Source organism: Hymenobacter radiodurans, assembly GCF_004355185.1.
GTDB lineage: Bacteria > Bacteroidota > Bacteroidia > Cytophagales > Hymenobacteraceae > Hymenobacter > Hymenobacter radiodurans.
In genome coordinates, this window is sequence record NZ_CP037922.1 from 1985025 (window position 1) to 2009607 (window position 24583).

At 52.9% G+C, this 24583-nt stretch carries 21 protein-coding genes, 1 tRNA gene and 2 pseudogenes; 7 read left to right on the plus strand and 17 right to left on the minus strand.

Going from position 1 to position 24583, the window contains the following annotated elements; genetic code table 11:
* Positions 1–362 precede the first annotated feature (362 nt).
* Both EPD59_RS09420 and EPD59_RS09425 read right to left on the minus strand, forming a co-directional pair.
* Positions 363–644 carry a DNA-binding protein gene (locus tag EPD59_RS09420; RefSeq protein WP_133272556.1) on the minus strand — a complete coding sequence of 94 codons (282 nt, stop codon included), beginning with the start codon at positions 642–644 and terminating at the stop codon, positions 363–365.
* A 342-nt stretch (positions 645–986) separates the two neighbouring features.
* A tRNA-Asp gene (locus EPD59_RS09425) sits at positions 987–1060 on the minus strand.
* A 278-nt stretch (positions 1061–1338) separates the two neighbouring features.
* Between EPD59_RS09425 and EPD59_RS09430 the strand changes: the two are divergent.
* The 5 genes and pseudogenes from EPD59_RS09430 to EPD59_RS09450 all read left to right on the plus strand — a co-directional run bounded on the left by EPD59_RS09430 (position 1339) and on the right by EPD59_RS09450 (position 5232).
* Positions 1339–2285: pseudogene (locus EPD59_RS09430) on the plus strand (acetyl-CoA carboxylase carboxyltransferase subunit alpha).
* Positions 2286–2346: 61 nt separating this feature from the next.
* A complete protein-coding gene (locus EPD59_RS09435; protein ID WP_133272557.1) occupies positions 2347–3189 on the plus strand; it encodes an MBL fold metallo-hydrolase in 843 nt (280 codons plus the stop codon).
* 16 nt (positions 3190–3205) lie between these two features.
* Complete coding sequence (locus EPD59_RS09440) at positions 3206–3967, plus strand: patatin-like phospholipase family protein (protein ID WP_133272558.1); 762 nt, start codon at positions 3206–3208, stop codon at positions 3965–3967.
* 75 nt (positions 3968–4042) lie between these two features.
* Positions 4043–4618, plus strand: a complete 576-nt coding sequence (locus tag EPD59_RS09445) for a 1-acyl-sn-glycerol-3-phosphate acyltransferase (protein ID WP_133272559.1) — start codon at positions 4043–4045, stop codon at positions 4616–4618.
* 65 nt (positions 4619–4683) lie between these two features.
* On the plus strand, positions 4684–5232 hold the full coding sequence (locus EPD59_RS09450) for a hypothetical protein (protein WP_133272560.1): 549 nt from the start codon (positions 4684–4686) through the stop codon (positions 5230–5232).
* 146 nt (positions 5233–5378) lie between these two features.
* Here the strand turns inward: EPD59_RS09450 and EPD59_RS09455 are convergent, their stop codons facing one another.
* The 4 genes and pseudogenes from EPD59_RS09455 to pckA all read right to left on the minus strand — a co-directional run bounded on the left by EPD59_RS09455 (position 5379) and on the right by pckA (position 9574).
* A complete protein-coding gene (locus EPD59_RS09455) occupies positions 5379–6038 on the minus strand; it encodes a DUF4159 domain-containing protein (RefSeq protein ID WP_133272561.1) in 660 nt (219 codons plus the stop codon).
* Positions 6039–6233: 195 nt separating this feature from the next.
* A complete protein-coding gene (locus EPD59_RS09460) occupies positions 6234–6932 on the minus strand; it encodes a 16S rRNA (uracil(1498)-N(3))-methyltransferase (protein WP_133272562.1) in 699 nt (232 codons plus the stop codon).
* A 117-nt stretch (positions 6933–7049) separates the two neighbouring features.
* Entirely contained in the window at positions 7050–7835 is a 786-nt protein-coding gene (locus tag EPD59_RS09465; protein WP_133272563.1) for a S1/P1 nuclease, read from the minus strand.
* Between the two features lie 117 nt (positions 7836–7952).
* Positions 7953–9574 (minus strand): annotated as a pseudogene (gene pckA, locus EPD59_RS09470) (phosphoenolpyruvate carboxykinase (ATP)).
* A gap of 249 nt (positions 9575–9823) precedes the next feature.
* Here pckA and EPD59_RS09475 point away from each other — a divergent pair.
* Together EPD59_RS09475 and EPD59_RS09480 are read left to right on the plus strand one after the other, a co-directional pair.
* Positions 9824–11254, plus strand: a complete 1431-nt coding sequence (locus tag EPD59_RS09475) for a peptide MFS transporter (RefSeq protein ID WP_133272564.1) — start codon at positions 9824–9826, stop codon at positions 11252–11254.
* A gap of 96 nt (positions 11255–11350) precedes the next feature.
* Positions 11351–11746: an SH3 domain-containing protein gene (locus tag EPD59_RS09480; RefSeq protein ID WP_133272565.1), complete on the plus strand. Its 396-nt coding sequence runs from the start codon at positions 11351–11353 to the stop codon at positions 11744–11746.
* A gap of 137 nt (positions 11747–11883) precedes the next feature.
* On the opposite strand, the gene groL is transcribed toward EPD59_RS09480, so the two are convergent.
* From groL to EPD59_RS09535, 11 genes are all read right to left on the minus strand, one after another.
* Positions 11884–13527, minus strand: a complete 1644-nt coding sequence (gene groL, locus EPD59_RS09485; protein ID WP_133272566.1) for a chaperonin GroEL — start codon at positions 13525–13527, stop codon at positions 11884–11886.
* Positions 13528–13571: 44 nt separating this feature from the next.
* Positions 13572–13865, minus strand: a complete 294-nt coding sequence (locus EPD59_RS09490) for a co-chaperone GroES (protein ID WP_133272567.1) — start codon at positions 13863–13865, stop codon at positions 13572–13574.
* 250 nt (positions 13866–14115) lie between these two features.
* Complete coding sequence (secG, locus tag EPD59_RS09495; protein WP_133272568.1) at positions 14116–14565, minus strand: preprotein translocase subunit SecG; 450 nt, start codon at positions 14563–14565, stop codon at positions 14116–14118.
* Positions 14566–16038 (minus strand): hypothetical protein, encoded by a 1473-nt coding sequence (locus EPD59_RS09500; protein WP_133272569.1) that lies wholly within the window; start codon positions 16036–16038, stop codon positions 14566–14568. It abuts the gene before it with no gap.
* 171 nt (positions 16039–16209) lie between these two features.
* Positions 16210–16665 carry an LptE family protein gene (locus EPD59_RS09505; RefSeq protein ID WP_165963530.1) on the minus strand — a complete coding sequence of 152 codons (456 nt, stop codon included), beginning with the start codon at positions 16663–16665 and terminating at the stop codon, positions 16210–16212.
* Positions 16666–16722: 57 nt separating this feature from the next.
* Entirely contained in the window at positions 16723–18060 is a 1338-nt protein-coding gene (locus tag EPD59_RS09510; RefSeq protein ID WP_133272571.1) for a sigma-54 interaction domain-containing protein, read from the minus strand.
* A gap of 86 nt (positions 18061–18146) precedes the next feature.
* Positions 18147–19601 (minus strand): tRNA (N6-isopentenyl adenosine(37)-C2)-methylthiotransferase MiaB, encoded by a 1455-nt coding sequence (miaB, locus tag EPD59_RS09515; protein ID WP_133272572.1) that lies wholly within the window; start codon positions 19599–19601, stop codon positions 18147–18149.
* A 150-nt stretch (positions 19602–19751) separates the two neighbouring features.
* Positions 19752–21026, minus strand: a complete 1275-nt coding sequence (locus tag EPD59_RS09520) for an anthranilate synthase component I family protein (RefSeq protein WP_240731695.1) — start codon at positions 21024–21026, stop codon at positions 19752–19754.
* Positions 21027–21060: 34 nt separating this feature from the next.
* Entirely contained in the window at positions 21061–22413 is a 1353-nt protein-coding gene (locus EPD59_RS09525) for a tetratricopeptide repeat protein (RefSeq protein ID WP_133272573.1), read from the minus strand.
* A gap of 248 nt (positions 22414–22661) precedes the next feature.
* Positions 22662–23411 (minus strand): zinc ribbon domain-containing protein, encoded by a 750-nt coding sequence (locus EPD59_RS09530; protein ID WP_133272574.1) that lies wholly within the window; start codon positions 23409–23411, stop codon positions 22662–22664.
* A complete protein-coding gene (locus tag EPD59_RS09535; protein WP_133272575.1) occupies positions 23401–24501 on the minus strand; it encodes a Nif3-like dinuclear metal center hexameric protein in 1101 nt (366 codons plus the stop codon). Before EPD59_RS09535 ends, EPD59_RS09530 begins: the two co-directional genes overlap by 11 nt.
* Between the last annotated feature and the right edge of the window lie 82 nt (positions 24502–24583).

Consider the following 24583-nt stretch of genomic DNA (forward strand, 5'->3'; position numbering starts at 1 on the left):
ACTCTATCGCTCAAGCCCGACGATGAAGCCATTTTGAACCTCTGGAACTTGGAACATGGAGGCAAGTTCACGACGCTGATGTTCCGGTTGGTCGCCTGCACTACGCGATTCACGGACAGGAGAACGCCGGTGGCTCCTGGCCTGCTCTCAAGAGCGTATTCGACGAGTGGGAAGACAAGATGCTAGAGAATTATATGAGTCTGACGGTCTCGGGAATCCTAGACAAGGTCCACGATGGTTACGCCAATGGTGTTACGTATACTGCTTATCACCAAGCCGAAGCGACCCTACCTCAGCATGAGGCCAACTACCGGAGGCTCCGTGTCATGTTCGCTGGGTTCCTAGACGAAGGGTTGTCTAGGTTACCTCCGTAGGTCCTTCAGATAGGCCCGAACGTCCGATTCCATCAACGTGTAGCTAGGTCGTAATCCTGTGCCTCTATTAGCGTCGATGTACTTCACTTTACCTAGTGAGATTAATTGTCTCACATATTTGGGTGACCCACATAGCAACTTCGCCGCCTCGGTTACGGTGAGCATGGCATCCTTGCGCTCAGGAGTAGCTACAGGAGCGTTTAGATGCTGAGCAATGGCAGCGGCAAGGTTCGGAATGAAGGCAGGAGGGAAGTCGAAGGATACTTGCATCAGGTTCTAGGTTAAGAAGTACACTATAGTAAAGGCTAGACTGTCAATTGTTAGCCTTAAGCTTCTATGTGGTACCTAGGTTAGGTCAAGCCTAGTTAGAATTACCCTACTCAGTACCCATCTCTGAAATATTTTGCCGGTCAGTTTCTACGGTTGCTTGTTGAGAAACCAGCAAGTACGTTTCACCGCGTTAAGACCATCAGAAAGGAATAGAGAACGTAGAACCTCATGTATGAGTAGACATGAGCAGAAGTAAGAGTCTTTAACGCCCAACAAGGCCGATACTTAGACGATAATACAAAACGAAAAAAGGCCCCTAGCGTAGTGCTAAGAGCCTTTTTGCGGTCCGGACGGGACTCGAACCCGCGACCTCCGCCGTGACAGGGCGGCATTCTAACCAACTGAACTACCGAACCATTTGCTTAGTGGGTAAACCGTTTGTTTTCCCTTAAAGTGCTGCAAAGGTAGGAGGAGGTTTGAGACTGCACAACATAGGGGGCATTTTTTTACAGAAAAAAAGGCATTCTGTACGGTTGTGGCTGTTTTTCAGCGACATTGTTTTTTCTGACCCCATTTCAGAGCTGCTGTTATAGTGGGTGGAGCGGTTTCGCTTACCTTTGCTAACTCTGGCTTGGGGCAGCTTTGTCTGGTCTCAATCCCTTTTTTCGTTATCTGACGCCTATTTTACTCGGCAATGCTCCTCGATTTCGAACAACCAATAGCCGCCCTCGAAGGCAAGCTCCGCGAAATGCAACAGTTGGCACTTGACAGCCAGGTAGATGTGTCGGAGGCCGTTGCGGCGCTGGAGGCCAAAATTAAGGCCCTCAAAAAAGAAACCTATGCCAACCTCACCCGTTGGCAGCGCGTGCAGCTCTCCCGCCACCCCGACCGCCCGTACACCCTCGACTATATCGAGGGTATGGCCAGCAAGTTTATCGAGCTGCACGGCGACCGTACCGTAGCCGACGATAAGGCCATGGTAGGTGGGTTTGCTGATTTGGATGGCCGCTCGGTAATGTTTATCGGCCAGCAGAAGGGCCGAAATACCAAGCAGCGGCAGTTTCGCAACTTCGGTATGCCAAACCCAGAAGGTTACCGCAAGGCTTTGCGCTTAATGAAACTGGCAGAAAAATTCAACAAGCCTATCATAACGCTCATTGATACGCCTGGCGCATTTCCGGGGCTTGAAGCCGAAGAGAGGGGGCAGGGGAAGCAATTGCCCGCAACCTGAAGGAGATGTTTCTGCTGAAGGTGCCCGTTATCTGCGTCATCATTGGGGAAGGTGCGTCGGGCGGGGCACTCGGTATTGCCATTGGCGACCGGGTGCTGATGCTGGAAAATACTTGGTACTCTGTTATTTCCCCGGAATCGTGCTCTAGTATTCTGTGGCGTAGCTGGGATTACAAAGAGCAGGCTGCTGAAGCCCTCAAGCTCACGGCTACTGATATGATGCAGGCCAAACTGGTGGATGGTATCGTGAAGGAGCCTTTGGGTGGTGCTCATACCAATGTGCCCAAAATGATTGATACGCTAAAAAAGACGCTGATTAAGACGCTCGATGAGCTTAGTGCGATGCCAACGGAAGAGCGCATCAGCCAGCGTATTGACAAGTTTTCAGCTATGGGCGTTGTAGCTGAATAGCCTAAAGCAACCGGCTGGGAAGCAGCTTTTTGGTGTGTTCATGTTGTGTACTGCGTAGTGTATGAATCTCTATACTATTGATACTGGCCTCTTTAAGCTTGATGGTGGCGCTATGTTTGGCGTCGTGCCCAAAAGCATGTGGCAAAAGCTGAATCCGCCCGACGCCAACAATATGTGCACCTGGGCCATGCGTAGCCTGCTGATTGAGGATGGCAACCGCCTCATCCTCATCGACAACGGCATGGGCAACAAGCAAGACGAGAAGTTCAGGTCGCACTTTTACCCACACGGCGATGACACGCTGGAGAATTCACTGCGGCAGCGAGGCTTCACGTCCGCCGATATTACCGACGTATTTTTGACCCACTTACACTTCGACCACTGCGGTGGCTCGGTGGTGCGTACGCCGGGGGGCAAATTGGAAGTGGCTTTCCCCAATGCTACCTATTGGTCAAACGAGGCGCACTGGAAATGGGCCGTGACGCCGAATGCGCGCGAGAAAGCCAGCTTTCTCAAGGAGAATATTCTGCCAATTCAAGAAAGCGGGCACTTGCGGTTTCTGGCGCCTGGTGCAGCTTCGGCGCTGCCGCAGTTTCGGGAAATAATTTTTGCTGACGGCCACACAGAGAAAATGATGGTGCCAGTGCTGGAGTATAAAGGCCGTACGCTGGCGTTTATGGCCGATTTGCTGCCTTCAGCAGGACACATTCCGTTGCCGTACGTGATGGGATATGATGTGCGTCCGTTAGAGACGTTGAGCGAAAAGGAAGCCGTACTCAACCGCGCTGCTGCCGAAAACTGGGTGCTTCTGCTGCAACACGACCCCACTAGTGCTGCCTGCACCGTGCAGGCCACCGATAGAGGGGTGCGCCTGGCGGAAACGCTGCGCGTGGAAGATCTTTAACTCGCTGTAATACCAGATGCGGGAAATCGGCTTGGCGTTATCAGGAGGTGGGGCGCGTGGCATTGCGCATCTGGGCGTGCTGGCGGCGCTGGATGAGCTAGAAATTCCGATTGGCCGGTTGGTAGGAGTGAGCTCGGGGGCAATTGTGGGGGCTTTTTATGCAGCTGGCTTCAAGCCGGCTGAGGTACTGCGCCTGTTTACGGCCATGCCTATTACCCGCTTGCTACGCCCGGCATTTAGTCGGCATGGGTTACTCAATCTGGATGCAGTTAAACAACTCTTGGAAGAGCATCTGGGGGGCAATTTTACCTTCGCCGATTTGCAGCGCCCGCTCACGCTGGTAGCAACTGATTTGGTGGAAGGTGTGTCGGTGTACTTTTCGGAGGGGCCATTGCTGCCGGCCTTGCTGGGGTCGTCGGCGGTGCCGGTGCTTTATCGGCCCGTGGAGTATCAGGGGCGGCAGCTGGTGGATGGCGGCTTACTGAATAACCTGCCCGTAGAGCCGCTGCTAGATCAGGATGTTGTCATAGTTGGTGTGCATTGCAACCCCGTAAATCCGGCGGCGCGTATCACTACATTTCGGAGCCTAGTAGAGCGGACTTTGCTGCTAGGCATCAATGCCAATACGCCCGCCCGCCGTCTGCGCTGCGATTTGCTTATTGAGCCACCTGAACTGCGCAACTTCCGCACGCTCAGCTACCGCCGGGCCACGGAGCTCTACGATATCGGCTATCACTACACGATAAGTCTGGCGCCGCAGCTGCGCGCCCTTCAATAAGTACCGACGTTGCTCAAAAATTCCCTAGTTTTAACCCTGGGGGGCATTTTTTCGTTGGTCCACCAAAAAATCAATATGCCAAGAGCCTCTACTACGCCTTTCTTCTGGTACTACTTTTCTAAATTCTGGTTTTGGATAACCGGCTGGAAACTGGTTTCGCGGGTGCCGCCGGGCATCACGAAGGCCATCATGATTGCGGCTCCGCATACTAGCAACTGGGATATTCTCTACGCTCGCGCTTCCTTTTTTCTGATGAATGTGCCCGTGCGCTTCACTGTAAAAAAAGAGTGGGTCGATAATCCGTTTGTGGGCTGGCTGATGCGCTCCTTAGGCGCGTTGCCCGTTGATCGGAGCCGCAATAATAGCCTTGTGGATGGCATGATAAAGCTGTTTAAGGAACGCGATGATCTGGTGATTCTTATCACGCCGGAAGGCACTCGGCAATATCAGCCCAAGTGGCGCAAAGGGTTTTATTATGCGGCTGAGGGAGCCAATGTGCCGATTCTGCTGGGTTTTCTGGACTATAAAAACAAAGAATCGGGCGTAGGCGGACCAATTTATCCTACGGGAAATTACGAGGCCGACTTAGAGCAGATTCAAGCCTTTTACCGAACAAAAACGGGCAAGTATCCGGAGAAAGGCGTGCGCTAATAAGCGCTTGACTCCTCTTGGTAAAAAATACGATTAGCTTTCCCACCATTTACGCACTCTGTTCCATGGAGAAGATCCAGACGATACTCATCATTTTGTTGGGGTTAGGCGTTTTTGTGTGGCGCATGGTGCAAAAAGCCCGCGAAATGGCAGCCCGTGAATCGCGTGAGCGACCCGCGCTGCCGAAGGCTCCTGGTTTGCCCACTACCTCTTTTCAGGAGTTGCTGGAGCAAATGAAGTCGCAGAATAAAGCTGGTAATCAACCTCAGCCAGCTGCCAGTCGACCTACTACGCCGGCTGGTCGTCCGTTGCCCCGCGAGCAGGCACCTGTGGCGCACAGCTTGGAACGCACGGAGGTTGACCCCCGATCCTTAGAAACGATGCCACCAGCGCGCTCCTTGGAGGCGCCTACGCGGCAGCCGCGCTTGGCAGCTAGCTTGCCCCGTGCGACTGCTTTGCCAGCTCGCGAGGATTACTGGACCCGCCAAGCCGCGCACAGCCCCGACGAAGCCCGGCAGGCTGCCCGTCGCCGCGTGCAGGCTATGTTGCGGAACCCCGCTGATTTGCGGGCCGCCTTTGTTCTTAGCGAGATTCTTAAACCAAAATACGAGTAGCTCAGACTTAGTTGATTACCTCTGGGGGGCAAAAAGCAGCTGGCACCGCTGAAATCCGATGTTTCGGTTCAGCGGTGCCAGCTGCTTTTGTGAAGCGAACTTTTGCGGAAGAGCTTCGACTGACCAAGCAAAAGCTTACTGCTGTGTTAGTCCTGCGTTAGCGCGTACGCTACTAGGTTAGCGCCCATACGTAGCGCAGCCTCATGGGTGGCGGGTGGGTCTTCGTAGGTGCCTACGTCTTCCCAGCCGTTGCCCAAGTCGCACTCAAACGTGTAGAAGCACACCAGCCGTCCTTTGTAGAGCAAGCCAAAACCCTGAGGACGTTTGCCTTCGTGCTCGTGCACTTTCGGTAGGCCTTTGGGGAAGTCGAACTTTTGGTGGTAGATAGGGTGGGAGAAGGGTAATTCTACAAACTCCAGCTCGGGGAATACCTTCTTCATTTCGGGCCGAATAAACTTGTCGAGGCCGTAATTGTCATCAATGTGTAGAAAGCCGCCGCCGGTGAGGTAGCGCCGCAGATTTTTAGCCTCAGCGTCGGTAAAAACGACGTTGCCGTGACCCGTCATGTGGACGAATGGATACGTAAACAGTTCGGGGTTGTCAAGCTCCACCGTCGCTTCTTCGAGCGCGATGTTGGTTTTTAGCGTCTGATTACAGAACTGAATCAGGTTGGGTAGGCTCGTTTTGTTGGCGTACCAGTCGCCACCGCCGCCGTAGTGCAACTTGGCAATGCGGAAGCTGGGAGCCACGGGGGCCGCCGCCGTAGCAAAGAGCAGGAGGAAAACTAAAAGGGCGTTTTTGAGCATGAGTGGTGACGGCAGTTGGTAATCGATACCTCTACAAAGTAACGGCTAAGTAAGAAAGTTCGATATATACTCCTCCGCATGTCGTCTGCTGTAGTTCAAACTTATATATTCATGCCTGCAAATATTTATTTCTCTGCTGTTAAACATTCGCAGAGTTCAGCGAGTACGTCTAGTTGAGGATAATTTATAAATATATTACCGGCAGAAATTCGCAATCATGACAGCTACCAGCGCGGCGGTTTCCGTGCGCAGTCGCGATTCGCCAAGCGTGACAGGCTGCAAGCCCCGTGCTAAGGCAGCCTGAATTTCGGTCGGTGTGAAGTCGCCTTCCGGGCCAATCAGGATGCAGCAATTTGCCCCCCGCGCTGCTACCTGCGATAAAGCTATGCGCTCACCTTCAGCCAGATGCGCAATAAAGCTGGTGGCTGGTTCCAGTGCAGAAATAAAAGCGGAATAATCGGTGAGTTCATCTAGCTGCGGCAGCCACGCTTGGCCTGACTGTTTTAGGGCGCTTACTGCAATTTTCTCCAGCCGGTCTAATTTCAGCTCACGGCGCTCGGAGCGGGCGCAACGCAGGAAAGTGAGGCGGTCGAGCCCAATTTCGGTGGCTTTTTCCACTAGCCACTCCATGCGGTCCAGGTTCTTGGTAGGCGCTACCGCTAGGTGCACTGCGTAAGCGCGACGCGGCACACGCTGCTCACTGGTTACGCGCAGAAGGCAGCGTTTGGGGTTTGCATCTGCTACTTCTGCCTGGAAAATGCCCCCCACACCATCCACCAAATCCACGGCGTCGCCAAGGGAGAGGCGCAATACGCGAATGGCATGTTTGCTTTCATCTTCGGGCAGGAGGTACGTGGCCGCAGCTAGATTGGGGGCGTAAAAAGTGTGAGGCATGCGGCAAAGATACAGGGGTGCTCCCCTGAAATGAGAAACCCCACTGAACGGAGCCAGCAGGGTTTAAGAATAGAGGTCAGACGTTATTACTTAGGAAACCAAAACCAAAACGCACGTTTAGTTAAACGCCTTATTCAGCATTCCCGCCAGGCGCACACCTGCTTGGGTGATACGCTCCTTCATCAGGTCGGCGTGAGCGGGGTAGTAACGATAATCGACGTCGGCGTTATTGGGTGTGTCCTGATAGATCTGGTTGCTCGCCTGATAGGATTCCCAGAGCCACTGCTCTGGTCCCGCAGCCTGCATCTTCCGAATTACCCGGCCCCGCAGCTTGGCATCGTAAGCAGTAGCCATTTCGGTGTAGGTGAGGCCTTGGTAATCAAGCAGACCGCTATCCCAAAGGCTATGCAAGTTGGTGTCCTTGCCGCGATATTTCAACTTAATATCGTTGCCGCCTTTATCCTCCGCGTGGCCCGCATGTAGTGGCTGGTGCACATCACCCACCAAGTGTACCACATACTTCAAGGCCGCCACCCGATCAGCTTGCGGCTTGCTTTTATCCTTTAGAATAGCCAACTGCGCCAGCATGGCGTTGTAAGCGTTTGGAACGGTTTGGGCCTTGAGCTGCTGGATGTATTGGTCCTGGTTGAGGCCGCTGGGCGTATTTACATAATGCCAGGGAGCCGTTTCCTTGAACTCAGGGTAGTAGCGCACTTCATCAGGCCAGGTACTGACCATCGTCAGCGTTTCCGTATTTAGCAGTTTTTGAATTTCACGCTTGGCGCGACGGGAGAGGTGCTGTTCGGCAATTTTGCCCACGGCCCGGTGCCCATCCGCGCCCCATGCCCACAGGCTGAAAGGGGTGAGGAGAAGCAGGAGTAGCGGTAGAAGGCGCTTACGCATAACGCTTAGGATAGAATGGTTGAATCGAGAAGTAAAACTAGCAGGTTTGCATGATATGCAAGAAAAAGCCCCCCAGTACACGACTGGGGGGCTTTTTACAAAACAAGTGTTGCGGCTTTACACGCCGGCTTCCACAGCTACTTTAGGAGCGCCCGCCAGAATTTCCTCATTCGCGAAATCGGCGTACTTCTTAAAGTTGGTTACAAATTTTTCGGCCAAAGAGGCTGCCGTTTTATCATATGCCTCCTTGTCAGCCCAGGTGTTGCGTGGTTCCAAAATCTCGGTTGGTACACTAGGGACTGAGGCCGGTACTTCCACCCCGAAGATGGGGTGCTTAGTTAACTCCACGTTATTTAGGTCGCCGTTGAGTGCGGCCGTAATCATGGCGCGCGTGTAGCTCAGCTTCATGCGTGAGCCGGTGCCATAGCTGCCGCCGGTCCAGCCAGTATTGATCAGCCACACATTCACGTCGGGATGCTCGTCCATTTTCTGGCCCAGCATCTCCGCGTACTTCGTGGGGTGTAGAGGTAAGAAAACGGCACCAAAGCAAGCCGAGAACGTCGTCTGTGGCTCCGTAACGCCCATTTCGGTGCCTGCTACCTTTGCCGTGTAGCCCGACATGAAGTGGTACATGGCGTGGCTCTTATCCAGCTTGCTGATGGGAGGCAAAACGCCGAACGCGTCAGCCGTCAGGAAGAAGATATTCTTTGGTGAATCGGCTACCGATGGCTCAATGGCGTTGTCGATAAAGTTGATAGGGTAAGCCGTGCGGGTGTTCTCCGTCACCGACTTATTGGCATAATCAACAGTGTGCGTGCCGGGAATAAAGCGCGTGTTCTCGACAATAGAACCGAACTTGATAGCATCCCATATCTGCGGCTCCTTTTCGCGGCTCAGGTCAATGACTTTTGCGTAGCAGCCACCTTCAAAGTTGAAGATGCCCTCGTTGGGAGTCCAGCCGTGCTCGTCGTCGCCGATGAGGCCGCGGTTGGGGTCAGCCGAAAGAGTGGTTTTGCCAGTGCCCGATAGGCCGAAGAAAATGGCTGCGTCGCCATCCTTGCCTACGTTAGCGGAGCAGTGCATCGGTAGCGTGTTCTGCTCGTGCGGCAGCAAGTAGTTGAGTACGCCGAAAATGCCTTTTTTCATCTCGCCAGCGTAGCCAGTGCCGCCGATGAGAATCATTTTCTTGGTAAAGTTCAGAATGGCAAAGTTGGGCTGACGGGTGCCGTCCACGGCTGGATCGGCTTCGAAGCCGGGCGCACAGATGATGCTAAAATCAGGCGTCCAGGTAGTATCCTCGCCATCAGCGGGGCGCAGGAACATATTGTAGCAGAAGAGGTTATGCCAAGCCAGCTCGTTTACGACGCGCAGATTCAGACGGTAGTCAGGGTTGGCGCCAGCATAGGCCTCGCGCACATAAATTTCTTTATCGGCCAGGTATTGCACCATCTTCTCCTGAAGCTGATCAAACTTATCAGCGTCGAAGGGGATATTAATATCGCCCCACCACACGCTATCCTGCGTGTTGGCGTCCTTTACTACGAAGCGGTCTTTGGGCGAGCGGCCAGTGAACTTGCCAGTATCGGCCATGAGCGCGCCAGTGTCAGTGAGCGTGCCTTCGCCGCGGCGAAGGGCTTCTTCCACCAGTTCGGCGGGGTGAGGTTCAGATGTACCTTAGCCGCCTGGGTAAAACCGAGGGGCTGAAGGCGATGAAGAGCGTGGGTGGCGGTGTCCATCATAAGCCGATAAACAATAAATGGGGTGGGTGGGAAATGGGAATTCTTAGAACAAAAGTAGTCAAAAAACCGAGTGAGCCACGGGTGTGCTGTGTTTTGCTAAGGCATGAGCGAAAATTCGCTATGCTGTTGCTGAAGTAATACTTCCTCGGGGGCAAAAGTTGGCAGTTGCGAAACTTTTGTAGCTTTACAAACCCCCGACCGCTGTTTCGGGTCGCTTTCTCTTCCACCTCCATCTTACTCATCTTTTACATGCAATCAGCCTCCGTCGTGCCCGAACAGCCACCGGTTGCCGCACAGCAAGGACATCCAAAGGCACTGTATCTGCTCTTCTTTACTGAACTCTGGGAACGGTTTAGTTACTATGGTATGCGGGGCTTGCTGACACTGTACCTGACCAAGACTATCCTGGCTGGTGGTTTGGAAGTGCCCGCCGCAACCGCCACTCTTATATACGGGTATTTCACTGGTTTCGTGTACTTTACTCCTATCATTGGGGGCTGGATTGCCGACCGTTTCATCGGGCAGCGCCGTGCAATTCTTATTGGCGGTACTTTGATGGCCCTGGGTCAGTTCTCGTTATTCTCTACTACTCCTGGTAGTCCGGCCGTGGCATTTGGCCTGCCGCTGACTACTTGCCTAGGCTTGCTGCTGCTTATCATTGGCAATGGCTTTTTTAAGCCTAATATCTCTACGCTGGTAGGCCAGCTCTACGAGCAAGGCGACCCGCGCCGTGACTCGGCGTTCACTATTTTCTACATGGGTATCAACATCGGCGCCTTCCTCGCGCCGCTGGTGTGCGGCTATTTTGCGGAAGACTTATTCGCTACCAAGACCGTCGTTGATGGCGTGGAGCAGGTGAGCAACTACGGTTTCCGCTATGGCTTCCTGGCTGCTGGCTTAGGAATGGTGCTGGGTCAGATCATCTTCAACTTATTTGCCCCCCGCTTGCTCGGCCCCATTGGCTTGGCTCCGGTGAAAGTGGTAAAGGACAAAAACGCGCCGAAAGAGACGCTGTCGAAAGAGGAAACCGACCGTATGGCGGTAATTTTCATTATTACGCTGTTCGTGGTGTTCTTCTGGGCTGGTTTCGAGCAGGCCGGTAGCTCCCTAACCTTGTACACCGATAGCTACATCGACCGTGAAGTATTTGGCTACCTGATTCCTACTTCCTGGTTCCAATCGGTGAACCCGTTGTTTATCGTCGCGCTGGCACCTATTGTCGCTAGCGTATGGCTAAGCCTGGGCCGTAAGGGCAAAGACTTGAGCATTCCCGTAAAAATGGGCTTAGGAATGGTGCTGCTAGGTATGGGCTTCCTGTTTATGGTAGGCGCCGTAATGGAGCGCGGCGGCGACGTGAGCGATACCACGGTGAAAGCCAGTATCCTATGGTTGCTCGCTACTTACTTCTTTCACACCATCGGCGAGCTGTGCTTATCGCCAATCGGCCTATCCATGGTAACGCGCCTGGCCCCGATCAGCTATACCTCAGCACTAATGGGCGTGTGGTTCCTAGCTCCCTTCGTGGCTCAGATTGCCGGTGGCTACATTGCTGCTTACGTGGAAGAGCTGGGTGCTTTGAAAGTATTCGGCCTCATTGCCGGCTTCGTAATTTTGGCTGGTCTGATTCTGATTGCCATTGCTAAGAAGCTGTTCCACATGATGCACGGCCGCGGAAACTAGTTTCTGTTGTCAAAAAGCCCCCGTACAGATGTCCGGGGGCTTTTTTTATGTTTCATACATGTATGTTTTCATACGTATGTTCTTACTGTCCTTCATATGAGTAAACTCCTTCGATTAGCTCCCGTGCGCCGGCAAGCGGGAGAATGGCGCATTAACTGGTGGCAATTGGTCGGGTGGACCCTGCTGGTCAATACCGTTTTCGGATCTCTCGTCTATTATTACACCCGGCCCGTCCCCAGCCGCCTGCTCTCCCACCCCGCAGCTGTTATTACTCCGGATGTGCCTCTACTCTCTCACCCCACCGCCGACCTAACGGCTACAACCACTGGCGTTGTAACCTTGGGCGACACGCTGGAGGTTCATGCGGTGCAAGCCAATGGCTGGTGCCGAGCGACGTTGCGGGAAACCTCTTGGCCAAGCGGAAGGGGAGCCACCGGCTACATCCAGACGAGCTACCTCTCTCTGCTGGATTCTATTAACTTCACTCGCTAAGCCTAAGCAGTGCGGGACCTTACAGTAGAGGAAGTAAAATACTATTGCAGCGCGAAGCAAGCATAAAAAAGCCCCCAGACCAAGTCTGGGGGCTTTTTTATATTAAACGAACAGCTTAGCTAGCTGCGCGGCTGATATTACATCATGCCGCCCATGCCACCCATGCCGCCCATACCACCGGCACCGCCAGCAGCAGCTTTCTCATCTTCTGGCTCATCCGAGATAACGCACTCAGTGGTCAGGAGCAAGCCGGCGATAGATGCGGCGTTCTCCAGAGCTAAGCGAGTTACTTTCGTTGGGTCGAGGATACCAGCGGCCATCAGGTTCTCATAGCGGTCTTCGCGGGCATTGTAGCCGTAGTCGCCGGAGCCTTCACGCACCTTCTGTACGACCACCGAGCCTTCGCCACCGGCGTTGCCTACGATGCAGCGCAGCGGAGCTTCCAGCGCCGTGCGGATGATGTTTACACCCGTACGCTCGTCGCCGTTCAGCGTATCAACAGCAGCCAGCGATTCGATAGCGCGCACCAAAGCAACACCACCACCAGGTACTACGCCTTCTTCAACGGCAGCGCGAGTTGCGTGCAAAGCATCGTCAACGCGGTCTTTCTTCTCTTTCATCTCTACTTCCGTAGAAGCACCGATGTAAAGGATAGCGACACCACCCGACAGCTTAGCCAAACGCTCCTGCAGCTTCTCCTTGTCGTAATCCGACGTGGTCGTCTGAATCTGAGCTTTGATTTCGTTGATGCGGGCCGTGATAGTGGCCTTCTCACCTTTACCATTGACGATGGTTGTGTTGTCCTTGTCAATGATAATCTTCTCAGCCGTACCGAGGTACTCAATCGTAGCGCTGTCAAGCTTGTAGCCACGCTCTTCCGAAATCACGGTACCACCAGTCAACACAGCGATGTCTTCCAACATTGCCTTACGACGGTCGCCGAAGCCAGGAGCCTTTACGGCTGCAATCTTCAACGAACCACGCAGCTTGTTAACTACCAACGTAGCCAAAGCCTCACCGTCAACATCCTCTGAGATGATAACCAACGGCTTACCAGTCTGAACTACCTGCTCCAATACGGGCAGAAGCTCTTTCATGGTGCTTACTTTCTTGTCGTAGATCAGCACGTAAGGGTTTTCCAACTCCACTTCCATCTTCTCCGGGTTGGTCACGAAGTAAGGGGAGAGGTAGCCGCGGTCGAACTGCATGCCTTCTACCGTCTTTACTTCGGTTTCCGTGCCACGCGCTTCTTCTACCGTGATAACGCCTTCTTTGCCCACTTTATCCATGGCATCGGCAATCATCTGACCGATTTCCGAGTCGTTGTTGGCCGAAATAGTACCTACCTGGGCAATCTCCGAAGAGTTCTCGATCTTCTTCGATTGCGCCTTCAGGTTAGCAACAACAGCGTGTACCGCCTTGTCGATGCCACGCTTCAGGTCCATTGGGTTAGCACCAGCAGCTACGTTCTTCGAACCAGCCGTGTAAATAGCCTGAGCCAATACAGTAGCAGTTGTAGTACCGTCACCAGCTTGGTCAGCTGTTTTGGAAGCAACTTCTTTTACCAACTGAGCACCCATGTTTTCAACAGGGTCAGTCAGTTCAATTTCTTTAGCTACAGTTACACCATCCTTAGTTATGGTGGGTGCGCCGAATTTCTTGTCGATAACCACGTTGCGGCCTTTTGGGCCGAGGGTTACTTTCACGGCGTTAGCCAGCTTATCTACACCGCGCTTTAGCTTGTCGCGGCCGTCGGTATCAAATTGGATGTTCTTAGCCATCTTATTTTAAATAGAAAGGTAATTCAGGAAAGGAAAAGGAAACCCTACAGAACGGCGAGAAGATCTTTCTCCTGCATGATCATATAATCAACGCCTTCAAAGGTGAGCTCAGATCCAGCATACTTACGATAAAGCACTTGGTCACCAACTTTCACGCGAGGTGTAATCACTGTGCCAGTAAGTTCAGCTACTTTGCCATCGCCTATGGCCACCACTTCGCCGCGCTGGGGCTTTTCCTTGGCCGTATCGGGGATGATGATACCCGACTTAGTTTTTTCCTCGGCGGCGGCTGGCAGAATAAGGATCTGGTCGGCCAGCGGTTTCATGCTAAGTGACATATTGTACGTTTTGGTTGAAAGATGTTGAGTGAATAAACCCGTGCGCCGTTCCCGACACTTCTTATGCCAGCCCACTCAAACCTGACATAATGGTCGTTAAAGTGAACTTTTTAGAGCCTCATACCAAAGTTTTGCTGCCAAACGTGTCAGGTCTGTCGAAACCTGACACATTGAGAAAGGCATAAAAAAACCGATGGCTTCCAAACAGGAAGTCATCGGTGATACGGGTGAGTATAAGAGCAGCGAAGCCTTACTGGTTGCCGGTTGTTGAAGCTGGGGCGGGAGCCGGAGTTGTAGTAGACTGTTGAGCGGGGGCAGACGCTGCCCGCTCATTAGGAGTGGCCGTGCCGGAGGCTGCAGGAGCCGTAGCACCTGGAGCACTAGCGCCTGGAGCCGTAGGAGCTGGAGTAGCAGGGAGTTGCGTTTGAAGCGCGCGCTCTTGGTTGATGCTGCGGGCCGGGCCATTATCACCGCCACCAATAATCATGTGGGTTCCAAGCGTAAGAACCATTAACCCTAGGGCGAAGCCCCAAGTCAAGCGCTCCAATAGGTCTCCGGTGCGCTTTACGCCCATCAGATTGGCAGCTCCGCCAGAACCGAACTGGTTCGACAGTCCGCCACCCTTTGGGTTTTGGGCCAATACAACGAGGGCTAGAAGCAAGCAAACAAAAATAATCAGGGCAATGAGGGCAATATACATCTACTCGAAGGTTTGCAATTGTTGGATTTGGTCGGCAAAATACGCCTTTTTTTCCGGCTGGCGCACTATCAGCCGTTCATATATTTCGATAGCCTTACCGATTTTGCCCTGTCGCGCCAGAATGCGAGCCAAGCTCTCTGAGGCCAAACTGGGCTCTGCAAGCGTACTACGCACCGATAAATCGGCTTGGGCTTCGGTGGTCGGGGGAAGCGGTAAAGGTGCTCTGAATCGGGGCTTGCTGCGCAAAAACTTGTCAATCAAATCAATACTGGTTGGCACGGGCGGCGGTACGGGCTGGTGCTGCTTTAAATGTTGAAGCAGTAAGGCATCAGGCTCGAAAAACGCGCTGGGGGGCAAATCCAGACTATACTCGTCGTGCGCTTGCAGACAGAAACCTAGGCGACTACCTAACCCCGGCGCATAGCCAACTTCCTCATCAGACCAGAAAGGAGGGATGGCAACAATTTGTTTAGCAGCAGCTTTCTCAACCTCGAATAGATTATAAGTCGGAACAGGTAGTGTTTGCGTCAGACCAAACTCGAAGCGGGAGATGCCAACTTCCGCTGGAGGACGGATTGGCGGTGGTAGTAGCGGCAATTCCTCATCGGTCAGTTCAGTTTCAGGTTCCGCCTCTGATGCGTTAGTTACCGGAAGATCTGCTGATTCCACCTTCAGATCCACAAGTTCTCCAAGAGGCTCTATTACAGATAGTTCAATATCTCCTGAAGTAGGTGATTCCACTTCCGGAGCAACTACATCAGCTTCAACTTCGGTGCTCGTCTCTACGTGCTCTTTCTCTAGTAGGGCGTCTGCCTCCGTAGCAGATTCAGAAGTTTGCTCCGAGAATTCATGGACCACCTCGCCGTATTGAGATTGCGCTACTTCAGGTTCTTTCTCAATACTCGCGTGGGACGAAGTTGCTACCGTATTATCCAACAATACTGCTTCTGAAGTGAGTATTTCTGTTGCTACACGTTCCTCACTTATTACAGTGAAGGCAGAAGATTCTTCTTTACTATCGGACTCATCAGGAGTAAGCGTATTGGCAAGTAGCTGATTATCTAATGGTTGTAATTCAATATTGTCATTGTCTGTAGTAACAGCAGCTGGTAGTAGTTCTAGTTCATCGGGAGTGTTGTCATCATGCGTAGGATGAACCGTAGTTGGAAGATGGGCTCGGGATTCGGTATCAACTGGAGCCACAGCCGCAGGCACAGAAGCTTCTACGGGCGGTGGCGGCGCGGGCAACTCAATCAGGGCGCGTAGCTGCTGCCGATCTACGGCGTAGGTGGCGGCGCGGCGCAGGCGCTGGGCTGCCAGCATACTGCCCCGATCATGGGCAGCTTTTGCCAGCAATAGATGGGCGGTCTGGCAGTACGGAAAAGTAGCCGCTAACTGCTCCAACTCCTGAACTTCCGTTTCCGAAATGCCCCCCAAATTGTCCAGAATATGCAGCAGCGAGGCGCGGGTCATGATGTGCGGTACTAATTAGGAGTTGGCTGAGGATGGATGTTCAGCTTAAAAATGGCGTCAATTTCGAAAAGGACCTAGCTAAGCCAGCCTTTTTTTGAGCCGACAACAATACGGCAATTTATTTTCTAAACAGGCGCCGTAGTGTGGCTACCGAGCCCGACAGTAGGGTAATTACCAGTTAGCTACCGACTTATTAAAAACGTCGGTGATAATGTTGTTGGTGATGATACGGACGCGCGGGTCATTATTAATCGTGGTGATGTCTTCCGTGGCCGAGAAGCTGTCGCTGCTTTGGAAGGTTTGCTCCAAGTCCTGCAAAGGGTCTTTGGTGTTCACGAATTTCACCTGCACCTGAATCGTCAGCCGGTTTTGGCCAGCCTGGTCGATATTTCCTTCGCGCTGAATGGCAGCAGGGGCGAAATCGTAAGCCGTAATGGCACCTTCAAATTGTAGGTCGCCATCGCGGGGCACGAGTTTCAGCGTGGTATTACGCTGAAAATAGTCCTTGAAATCCTCCGTAAAGCGCTGAGCCAGAAAGGACGGACCGTTGCTGGCGTTGTTCTGAAACGTTGCTATGGAGATGGTTTTTACTGCGGGATCGATGTTAGTTCCTGTAAAGGAATACACGCTGCAACCGGCCAACAGAAACAGAAAAAAGCCCCCAGTAGCCAGCCAGTCAATCGGTTAGAGCTGCTCGAGATCATATTGCTTGAGTTTGCGGTATAAGGTGCGCTCCGAAATACCCAGGTCGTGGGCAGCGTATTTGCGCTTGTTATGGTGCTTCTTGAGCGCCTTCATAATCATTTCCTTCTCCTTTGCCTCCAGCGACAATGTTTCCTCTTCCGTTTCGTGCGGAATATCTTCCACCCGTTGGGCTTCATCGTCGTAGGTTAGTTCCTCGTCGCTGTCGTTTAAATCACTAACGGGACGCGGGGAAATAAAGTACTCGCCAGCAGCTTCAGTAGGGGCAGGACGATTCAGGCGGCCACCTTCATAAGAAGATGCCACATTTAGATTATTGAAAAGATGGCTGTTTTGCCGTAGAAGCTCCTGCGCCTCGGCAGGGCGCTGACCAGCTGCCAAGTCCAAAACCAACTTCTTTAAGTCGGTCATGTCGCGCCGCATATCAAACAGCACTTTGTACAGCAGGTCGCGCTCCGAGTACGTGTTATTTGCACCTAGGCCATCGGGGCTAGCGGCGCTGAGCAGCATGGGCAAACGGCTGCTCTGGTCGGCCGGCAAATACTGACGTAAGCGGGCCGCATCTAGCTCGCGCTCCATCTCCAACACCGACATCTGCTCGGCAATATTCTTCAACTGCCGGATGTTACCTGGAAACCGGAAGCGCTGCAAATCAGCAATAGCATCAGGGGTAAGGCTAATCGGCTTTACGCGGTAGCGTTCAGCAAAGTCAGTTGCAAACTTCCTGAATAGTAGATAGATATCATCGCCTCTTTCACGTAGTGGTGGAACTGTGATAGGTACCGTGTTAAGACGATAATAGAGGTCTTCGCGGAAGCGGCCTTCACGTACAGCGTCCAGTAAATTCACGTTGCTAGCCGCCACCACACGCACGTCCGTCTTCTGCACCTTGCTGGCACCTACCCGAATGAATTCGCCATTTTCAAGTACGCGTAGCAAGCGAGCTTGGGTACCCAGTGGCATTTCCCCAATTTCATCGAGGAACATGGTGCCTCCATTGGTTACCTCAAAGTATCCCTTGCGTGCCTCATTGGCACCTGTAAACGAACCCTTCTCGTGCCCAAAAAGCTCGGAATCGATGGTGCCTTCAGGAATGGCACCGCAGTTAATAGCAATGAATTGTCCATGCTTGCGGGGTGAAAGGGCATGGATAATTTTGGAAAAGGATTCCTTACCTGAGCCGCTTTCCCCCGAAATAAGCACGGTCATGTCGGTGGGCGCCACTTGGGCAGCCACCTGAATGGCATAGTTCAGCGCCGGCGCATTGCCAATGATGCCAAACCGTTGTTTGATGGATTGTATTTCGCTGGGAGTCAAAATCAGTAGGTAGGTTTTCGTTAAAGGACGAAAATCGGCCGCATTTACTTTAGCTTTTGAATAGCCCCTAGATTGATAAGGGCCAATTCCTATGCTTGGATGGCGTTGCCGAATAAGGTGCTAGCAGTGCAGTCGTGCACCAGCACGTTCACATAATCGCCTTTCTGGAAGGTTTGTTTTGGGAAGAGAACCACTTTGTTTTGGTCGTTGCGACCACTCAGAAACTCATCAGAGCGCTTGGAAAAGCCTTCGACTAACACCTTGTGTACTTGCCCAATGGCGCGTTGATTGCGGATGAGATTATGCTTTTGCTGAACCGCAATGACTTCGGCTAGGCGTCGCTTTTTTACCTCCAGCGGCACATCATCTTCCAACTTGCGAGCGGCCAGGGTGCCGGGACGCTCCGAGTAGAAGAACATATAGGCCATATCATATTGCACTTGCTCCATCAGGCTAAGCGTATCCTGATGCTCCTCCTCCGTTTCTGAGCAGAAACCCGAAATCATATCGGTGCTGATGGCACAGTCTTCGCCCAGAATGCGGCGGATGGCCTGCACCCGATCTTCGTACCACGCGCGGTCGTAAGTGCGGTTCATCAGCTTGAGTACCCGGGAGTTACCGCTTTGGGCAGGCAAGTGAATGTAGTTGCAGATGTTATCGTACCGAGCCATGGTGTACAGTACCTCGTCGGTAATGTCTTTGGGGTGAGACGTAGAAAAGCGTACCCGTAACTCGGGGCTTAGCAATGCCACGCGCTCCAGTAGTTGGGCGAAGTTTACTTGCTCCAAGCCATCTTCCGAAGCCCATTTGTAGCTGTCCACGTTCTGGCCCAGCATGGTAACTTCTTTGTAACCAGCAGCAAGTAAGTCGCGACACTCCTGCACGATGCTGTGCGCATCGCGGCTACGCTCGCGGCCGCGGGTGAAGGGCACGACGCAGAAGGAGCACATATTGTCGCATCCGCGCATGATGCTCACGAAGGCTGATACTCCGTTGGAGTTCAAGCGTACCGGCGTGATATCGGCGTACGTTTCCTCACGGGAAAGCAGCACGTTCACTGCTTTTTGCCCCCCATCTACTTCCTGAATCAGGCGGGGCAAGTCACGGTACGCATCAGGCCCTACCACGAGGTCTACAATCTTTTCCTCTTCTAAGAACTTGGTTTTCAGGCGCTCAGCCATGCAGCCGAGCACGCCAACCAGCAAGCCGGGGTTGCGCTTCTTATGTCCGTTAATCTGGGAAAGGCGCATGCGCACCGTCTGCTCGGCTTTTTCCCGAATAGAGCAGGTGTTAAGCAACACCAAATCAGCGCCTTCTAGTTGTTCTGTGGTGTCAAATCCTTCCTGAAACAGGATAGAGGACACGATTTCGGAGTCAGAAAAATTCATCTGACAACCATAGCTTTCAATATAAAGCTTGCGCTGCCGGCCAGTGCTGGTAGCGGCGCTTACCCGAACCTCACCGCTGGGGGTATGGGCGTGATCAGCGGGGGCGGTGGGAGCCGGAGTATCTAGAAAGTCGAGAGTAAGAATGGGCTGCGACATAGCGGTCAAACACGAATAAGGAGGGCAAAGGTAGGCCTTTTAGGCTTAAAATGACAGAATGGCAGAGATTAGAATGCGTAAGATTTGGGCTCTTTTGCAAAGAGCACTCACCTAAAAACAATCTATTGTGCCTTGTCGTGCATCAGGCTGCTAAACAATCTGAGCGCCTAAAACCTCTAGCATCGCCTTTGCCTTTAATAGGCACTCATCATATTCAAGCTCCGGAACTGAATCGTAGGTGATGGCAGAGCCAGCCTGAAAAGAGAGGTACCCCGTGGCGGCGTTGAATTGAAGGCTGCGAATGACCACGTTGAAATCGAAGTCGCCGGAGGGCCAGATAACGCCGAGGCTGCCACTGTAAAGACCCCGGCGGCTATGCTCATACTGCTCAATGAGTTGCATGGCCCTGATCTTGGGGGCGCCCGTCATAGAACCCATCGGAAAAGTGGCACGCAGGATGTCGACAAAGTCGCATTCGGGCCGGCGCCGGGCTTGCACGGTTGAAATCATCTGCCAGACGTGGCGGAAGCTATAAAGGCCGAATAGCTCAGGCACTTGCACCGAACCGGTAACAGCCACTCGGGCAAGGTCGTTGCGTACCAAATCCACAATCATCAGATTTTCAGCTTGTTCTTTCTCATTGTGGCGCAACTGCTGTCGCAATTCTTCATCTTCCTCAGCTGTCAGGCCACGGCGGATTGTGCCTTTAATAGGTTGAGAAAGAAGTACATCGTGTTGCTGCCGCAGAAAGCGCTCGGGCGACGCACATAGTAAGTACCGATCCTGCCATTTATAGAACCCAGCAAAAGGGGTAGGCGACGCTGCATTAAGCTGTAGGAAGGTTGAAACAGGCTCAATAGCAACGTGCTCAGCGTAAAACTCCTGACAGAGATTTAGCTCGTACACTTCGCCATTCAGAATGTCTTCCTGAATAGCCGCTACGGCCGCGAGGTACTCAGCTTTTGGCATTCGGGCACGCATTTGAGGCACCGAAGCTGTAGCATACGCTGGTACAGCAGTCGCTAAAATTTCATCTAAAATGCCCCCCAAGCCGTGAATCTCCACCGAATCTGAACGCCAAATCACCCAGCTTTCAGGCTCAAAAAAATGAAGATTAGGGAAAGATAAGCCATCGAAATGGTGACTGTTGAGGTCTTCTATCTGATTCTTTAGTTCATAGCTTAAAATACCGCAACGAGGAGCATCGGTAGGGCGCCTCAGCCAAGCTCTCAACTCATTCAGACTAGTAGGTGCCGGTGCAGTAGCAGCACGCACACCGAGCAGCCGTGAAAAAGCCCCCTGCGGATAATTTAGGTCATTAGATTCGTAATAGGCGCAGTACGCAAAGCGGGCAGCCCAATGCAAGGCTTTGGCCCGAAACTCAGCGGGCGTTATGGGCAAGCTAGACAGCGAAACGATTATCACAGAGCAAAAGTAAGGGTCGTGAACGCTTGTGGTCTTAACCAAGCTCCGCCAGAGCCACTTTGGCCTTCATGTCTGTGCTGTTTTTGTACTCGTGCTTGGGATACTGAAGCGCCTGCCGGAAATATTTCCGAGCAAGCTCCGTCTGACCTGCCGATTGGTACAAATATCCAAGCTGCAAGGCAGCCTGGGGGGCAAAATAGTAGGGTGCCTGGCCTTTGGATAGCGCAATTGTGCGAGCGTAGAAGTACCGGGCCGAATCTAGTTGGTTGAGGCCATGATAGGCACGGGCGCGGCGGTATGGTGCTTCTAATTGGTCGCGTAGCGTGCTTTTATTACTGGCATCAAACGATTTAAGTGTTGTGAGAGCTTCCTGATAATAGCCGCCATCAAGCTGGAGACGGGCGCGAGTGAGGACAGGATGCAGGGGGCTTTTTTCCTCAAAAAAACGCTGCGCATACGTGTCTTCTTCAACTACGGTGCGGCCGCCGGTAGCTATCTGCTGTCGGTAATGGGTAGCAGCAGAATGTTTGTCCCCAAGCCAAGCAGCCAGATAAAGCTTGAAAGCGGCCGCCTTCCGATAGTGCTGCCCGCGGTAAAGCTGTAAAAACTTCAAGTTTTCGCGTTCGGAAGCAGCAAACTGTCCCTGATAAAGCAGTAAGTCGGCCGCCATGTGGTGCAAATAGGCTACCGGCAAATAAGCTGGGCCAGCGGGGCGGGCCTGGAAAGCGGCCAGAGCACGGTCGGTGCGGTGTAGCTTCTTGTTCTGGCTGATAACCAAAAAGGTAAGAAGTAAGTTGTCTGGCTGTTGCGTAGCCAAACGTGTAACTAGCTGAGTCGTTTCGCTGCTGCGCCGATAGTAGGTTTCTTCTACCAACGCCAGAATAAGCTGGCTTTCCAACTGAAAATCGTGAGGCCGCTGGGCCGCCGCGCGTAAGTGCTGCAAGCCAGAGTCAACGCTGCCACTCAAACCAAGCAGCCGTAAAAACCAGCGGTAACCCTCAGGCAAGGAGCCGATAGCAAAATCCAACATACCCAATGATTTGCGGGCTGGTAAAAAGTTTGGATAACGCTTCGCAACCGCTTGCATCTGCTGGTACGCTTGCCGCAGATTCCAGGCGCCCTGAACTTCATGTTCAAAAACAACCTGTAACACCGCCTGATGAAGCCGAAGCTGGGCACTTGAGTAGTCGCGCAGTGGCCCTTGGGGGGCTTTTTCTATCGTTTTCAGCCGCTGATTCTGCGCATCTATCACGCCGGAGTAGCGCTTAGCATCTTGGCTGATTAGTATTTCCACCATCTCCAGACAATCAGTGACCAGCATGGTGCCGGCGCTGTTTGGATCTTCCGCCCGTAGCAGGGCACGGGCGGCGGGTACGCGCAGTTTCATCACTTCAGCGTACGCACGGGCTTGTGAGGGTGTCAGCGTTGAAGGTGGCGGCAGGGTGGCCGATAATAATTGTAGAGGCTCACCAAGGCAAGCACAAAAGGTAGCAGCAGACAACAGCAGTACTAAGAATAGCCTCTGCACTCCTCTGCATAACCAAATGCGCTTATCCGCTAGAAATTTCATGTGTACTTCAACAAAAAAGGAACGACAGATGCCGTTCCTTTTTTAGTCAACTGAATAAAAGCGAATTAAGCAGCTTTCAAGTCTACATCAGCCAAAACCCGTCCGCAGTGCTCGCACACGATGATCTTCTTGTGCGAGATGATGTCGGCCTGGCGCTGAGGGGGTACCGTGTTGAAGCAGCCACCGCAGGCATCACGCTTTACCGTCACCACGGCTAGGCCGTTGCGAACGTTACCGCGAATACGGGTGTAAGCCATGAGCAGACGCTCCTCGATAGGCTTCACAGCCCCATCGCGCTCCGTCATGAGCTTCTTCTCGTCGGCTTCGCTTTCACCTACAATGGTTTGCAGTTCGCCCTGCTTGTTTGCTAAGTCTTTGCGACGCTCATCGAGGCGTTGCTTAGTGCCGGCGATGTCGTTGTTCTTTTGCTCAATCTGGTATTGAGCTTCTTTAATTTTCTTCTCGGAGATCTGAATTTCTAGGCGCTGCAACTCAATTTCCTTGGCAATTGCCTCGTACTCACGGTTGTTACGCACGTTTTGCTGCTGCTCCTCATACTTGCGAATAAGACCTTCAGCATCTTTCGCAGCCTGCTTGCGCTGCTTGATCTGGTCATTAAGCCCCGAGATTTCCTCGTCAAACTTGCCTACACGCACTTCGTAGCCAATAATCTCGTCTTCTAAGTCACGGACTTCCTCAGGCAAGTCGCCGCGCACGCGCCGAATTTCATCGAGCTGCGAATCAATGCGCTGTAGGTTCAAAAGGGCCTCCAGCTTGTTGGCAACGGGGGTTTCCGCGGTAGGGTTAGAAGTCATAACGGACGGGGTTGGTGAGGGTCTCTGCGATTAAGACCGCAAAAGTACTCGAAAACGTTGAGGTTAGCAATTCCTGGAATAGCTCACTGGTGAATTGTTCGCTCTCAAAATGGCCTACATCGCAGAGCAGTAAATCGCCTTCCGGACCAAAAAACTCATGGTACTTCAAATCGCCGGTTACGTAGGCGTCAGCGCCAGCAGCCCGAGCTTTGTTTAAAAGAAAGCTACCGGCTCCCCCGCACAAAGCCACCCGCCGGATAGGCCGGCCGAAATCGGTGTGTTTCACAACTGGTACGCCTAGAATAGTGCGTAGCTGCTGCCGAAACGCTGCTGGTGATAGCTCTTGGAGTAAGTCGCCAATCATACCAGCGCCTACATCCTGGTTTTCGTTTTCGAGCTTGACTATTTCGTAGGCCACTTCCTCGTAGGGGTGGGCCTGGCGCAGGGCCCGAAGCACAGTTTTCTGCCGGTGCAGGGGCAGCAGCACTTCTACCCGCTGCTCAGGAGTGGTTTCGGGTTGGCCTGGTTGTCCCTGAAAAGGCTGGGTAGCCGAACCAGGCGTGAAAGTGCCTACACCATCGGAGCGAAAGCTGCAGTCGGAATAGTCGCCGATTTGGCCGGCACCGGCTTGATAGAGAGCTTGTAAAACCGCATCGGTATGCGTTGGCGGCACATAGGTAATCAGCTTGGCCAGATTGCCGCTCGTGGGGGCCAAAATGCGTAGCTGCTGCAAGCCAAGCTTCTCACCAAGCTTGCGATTTACGCCGTGGCGCACGTTATCTAGGTTGGTGTGGGCCGCGTAGATGGCAATGTCATTTTTCAGCGCCTTTAATAGAGTCCGCTCCACTTCCGTAGCGCCGGTCAGGCTTTTGAGGGGACGAAAAATGACCGGATGATGGGCCACTACTACGTTGCAACCCCGTTTTAGAGCCTCATCGAGAACGGCTAGGGTGCAATCGAGGGCAATCAGGACGCCTTTGATTTCGGCCTGTGGATCACCGCATTGCAGGCCCGCATTGTCATACGATTCTTGATAGGCGAGGGGCGCCGCCGTTTCGAGGGCGCGGGCAAGGTCAGCGACGATAGGCATTTTGCTTAATGGAAAATGAGGCAATGAGGCAATGAGGCAATGAGGCAATGAGGGGGTGCGGGAGGTCGGATTAGCACCTTAT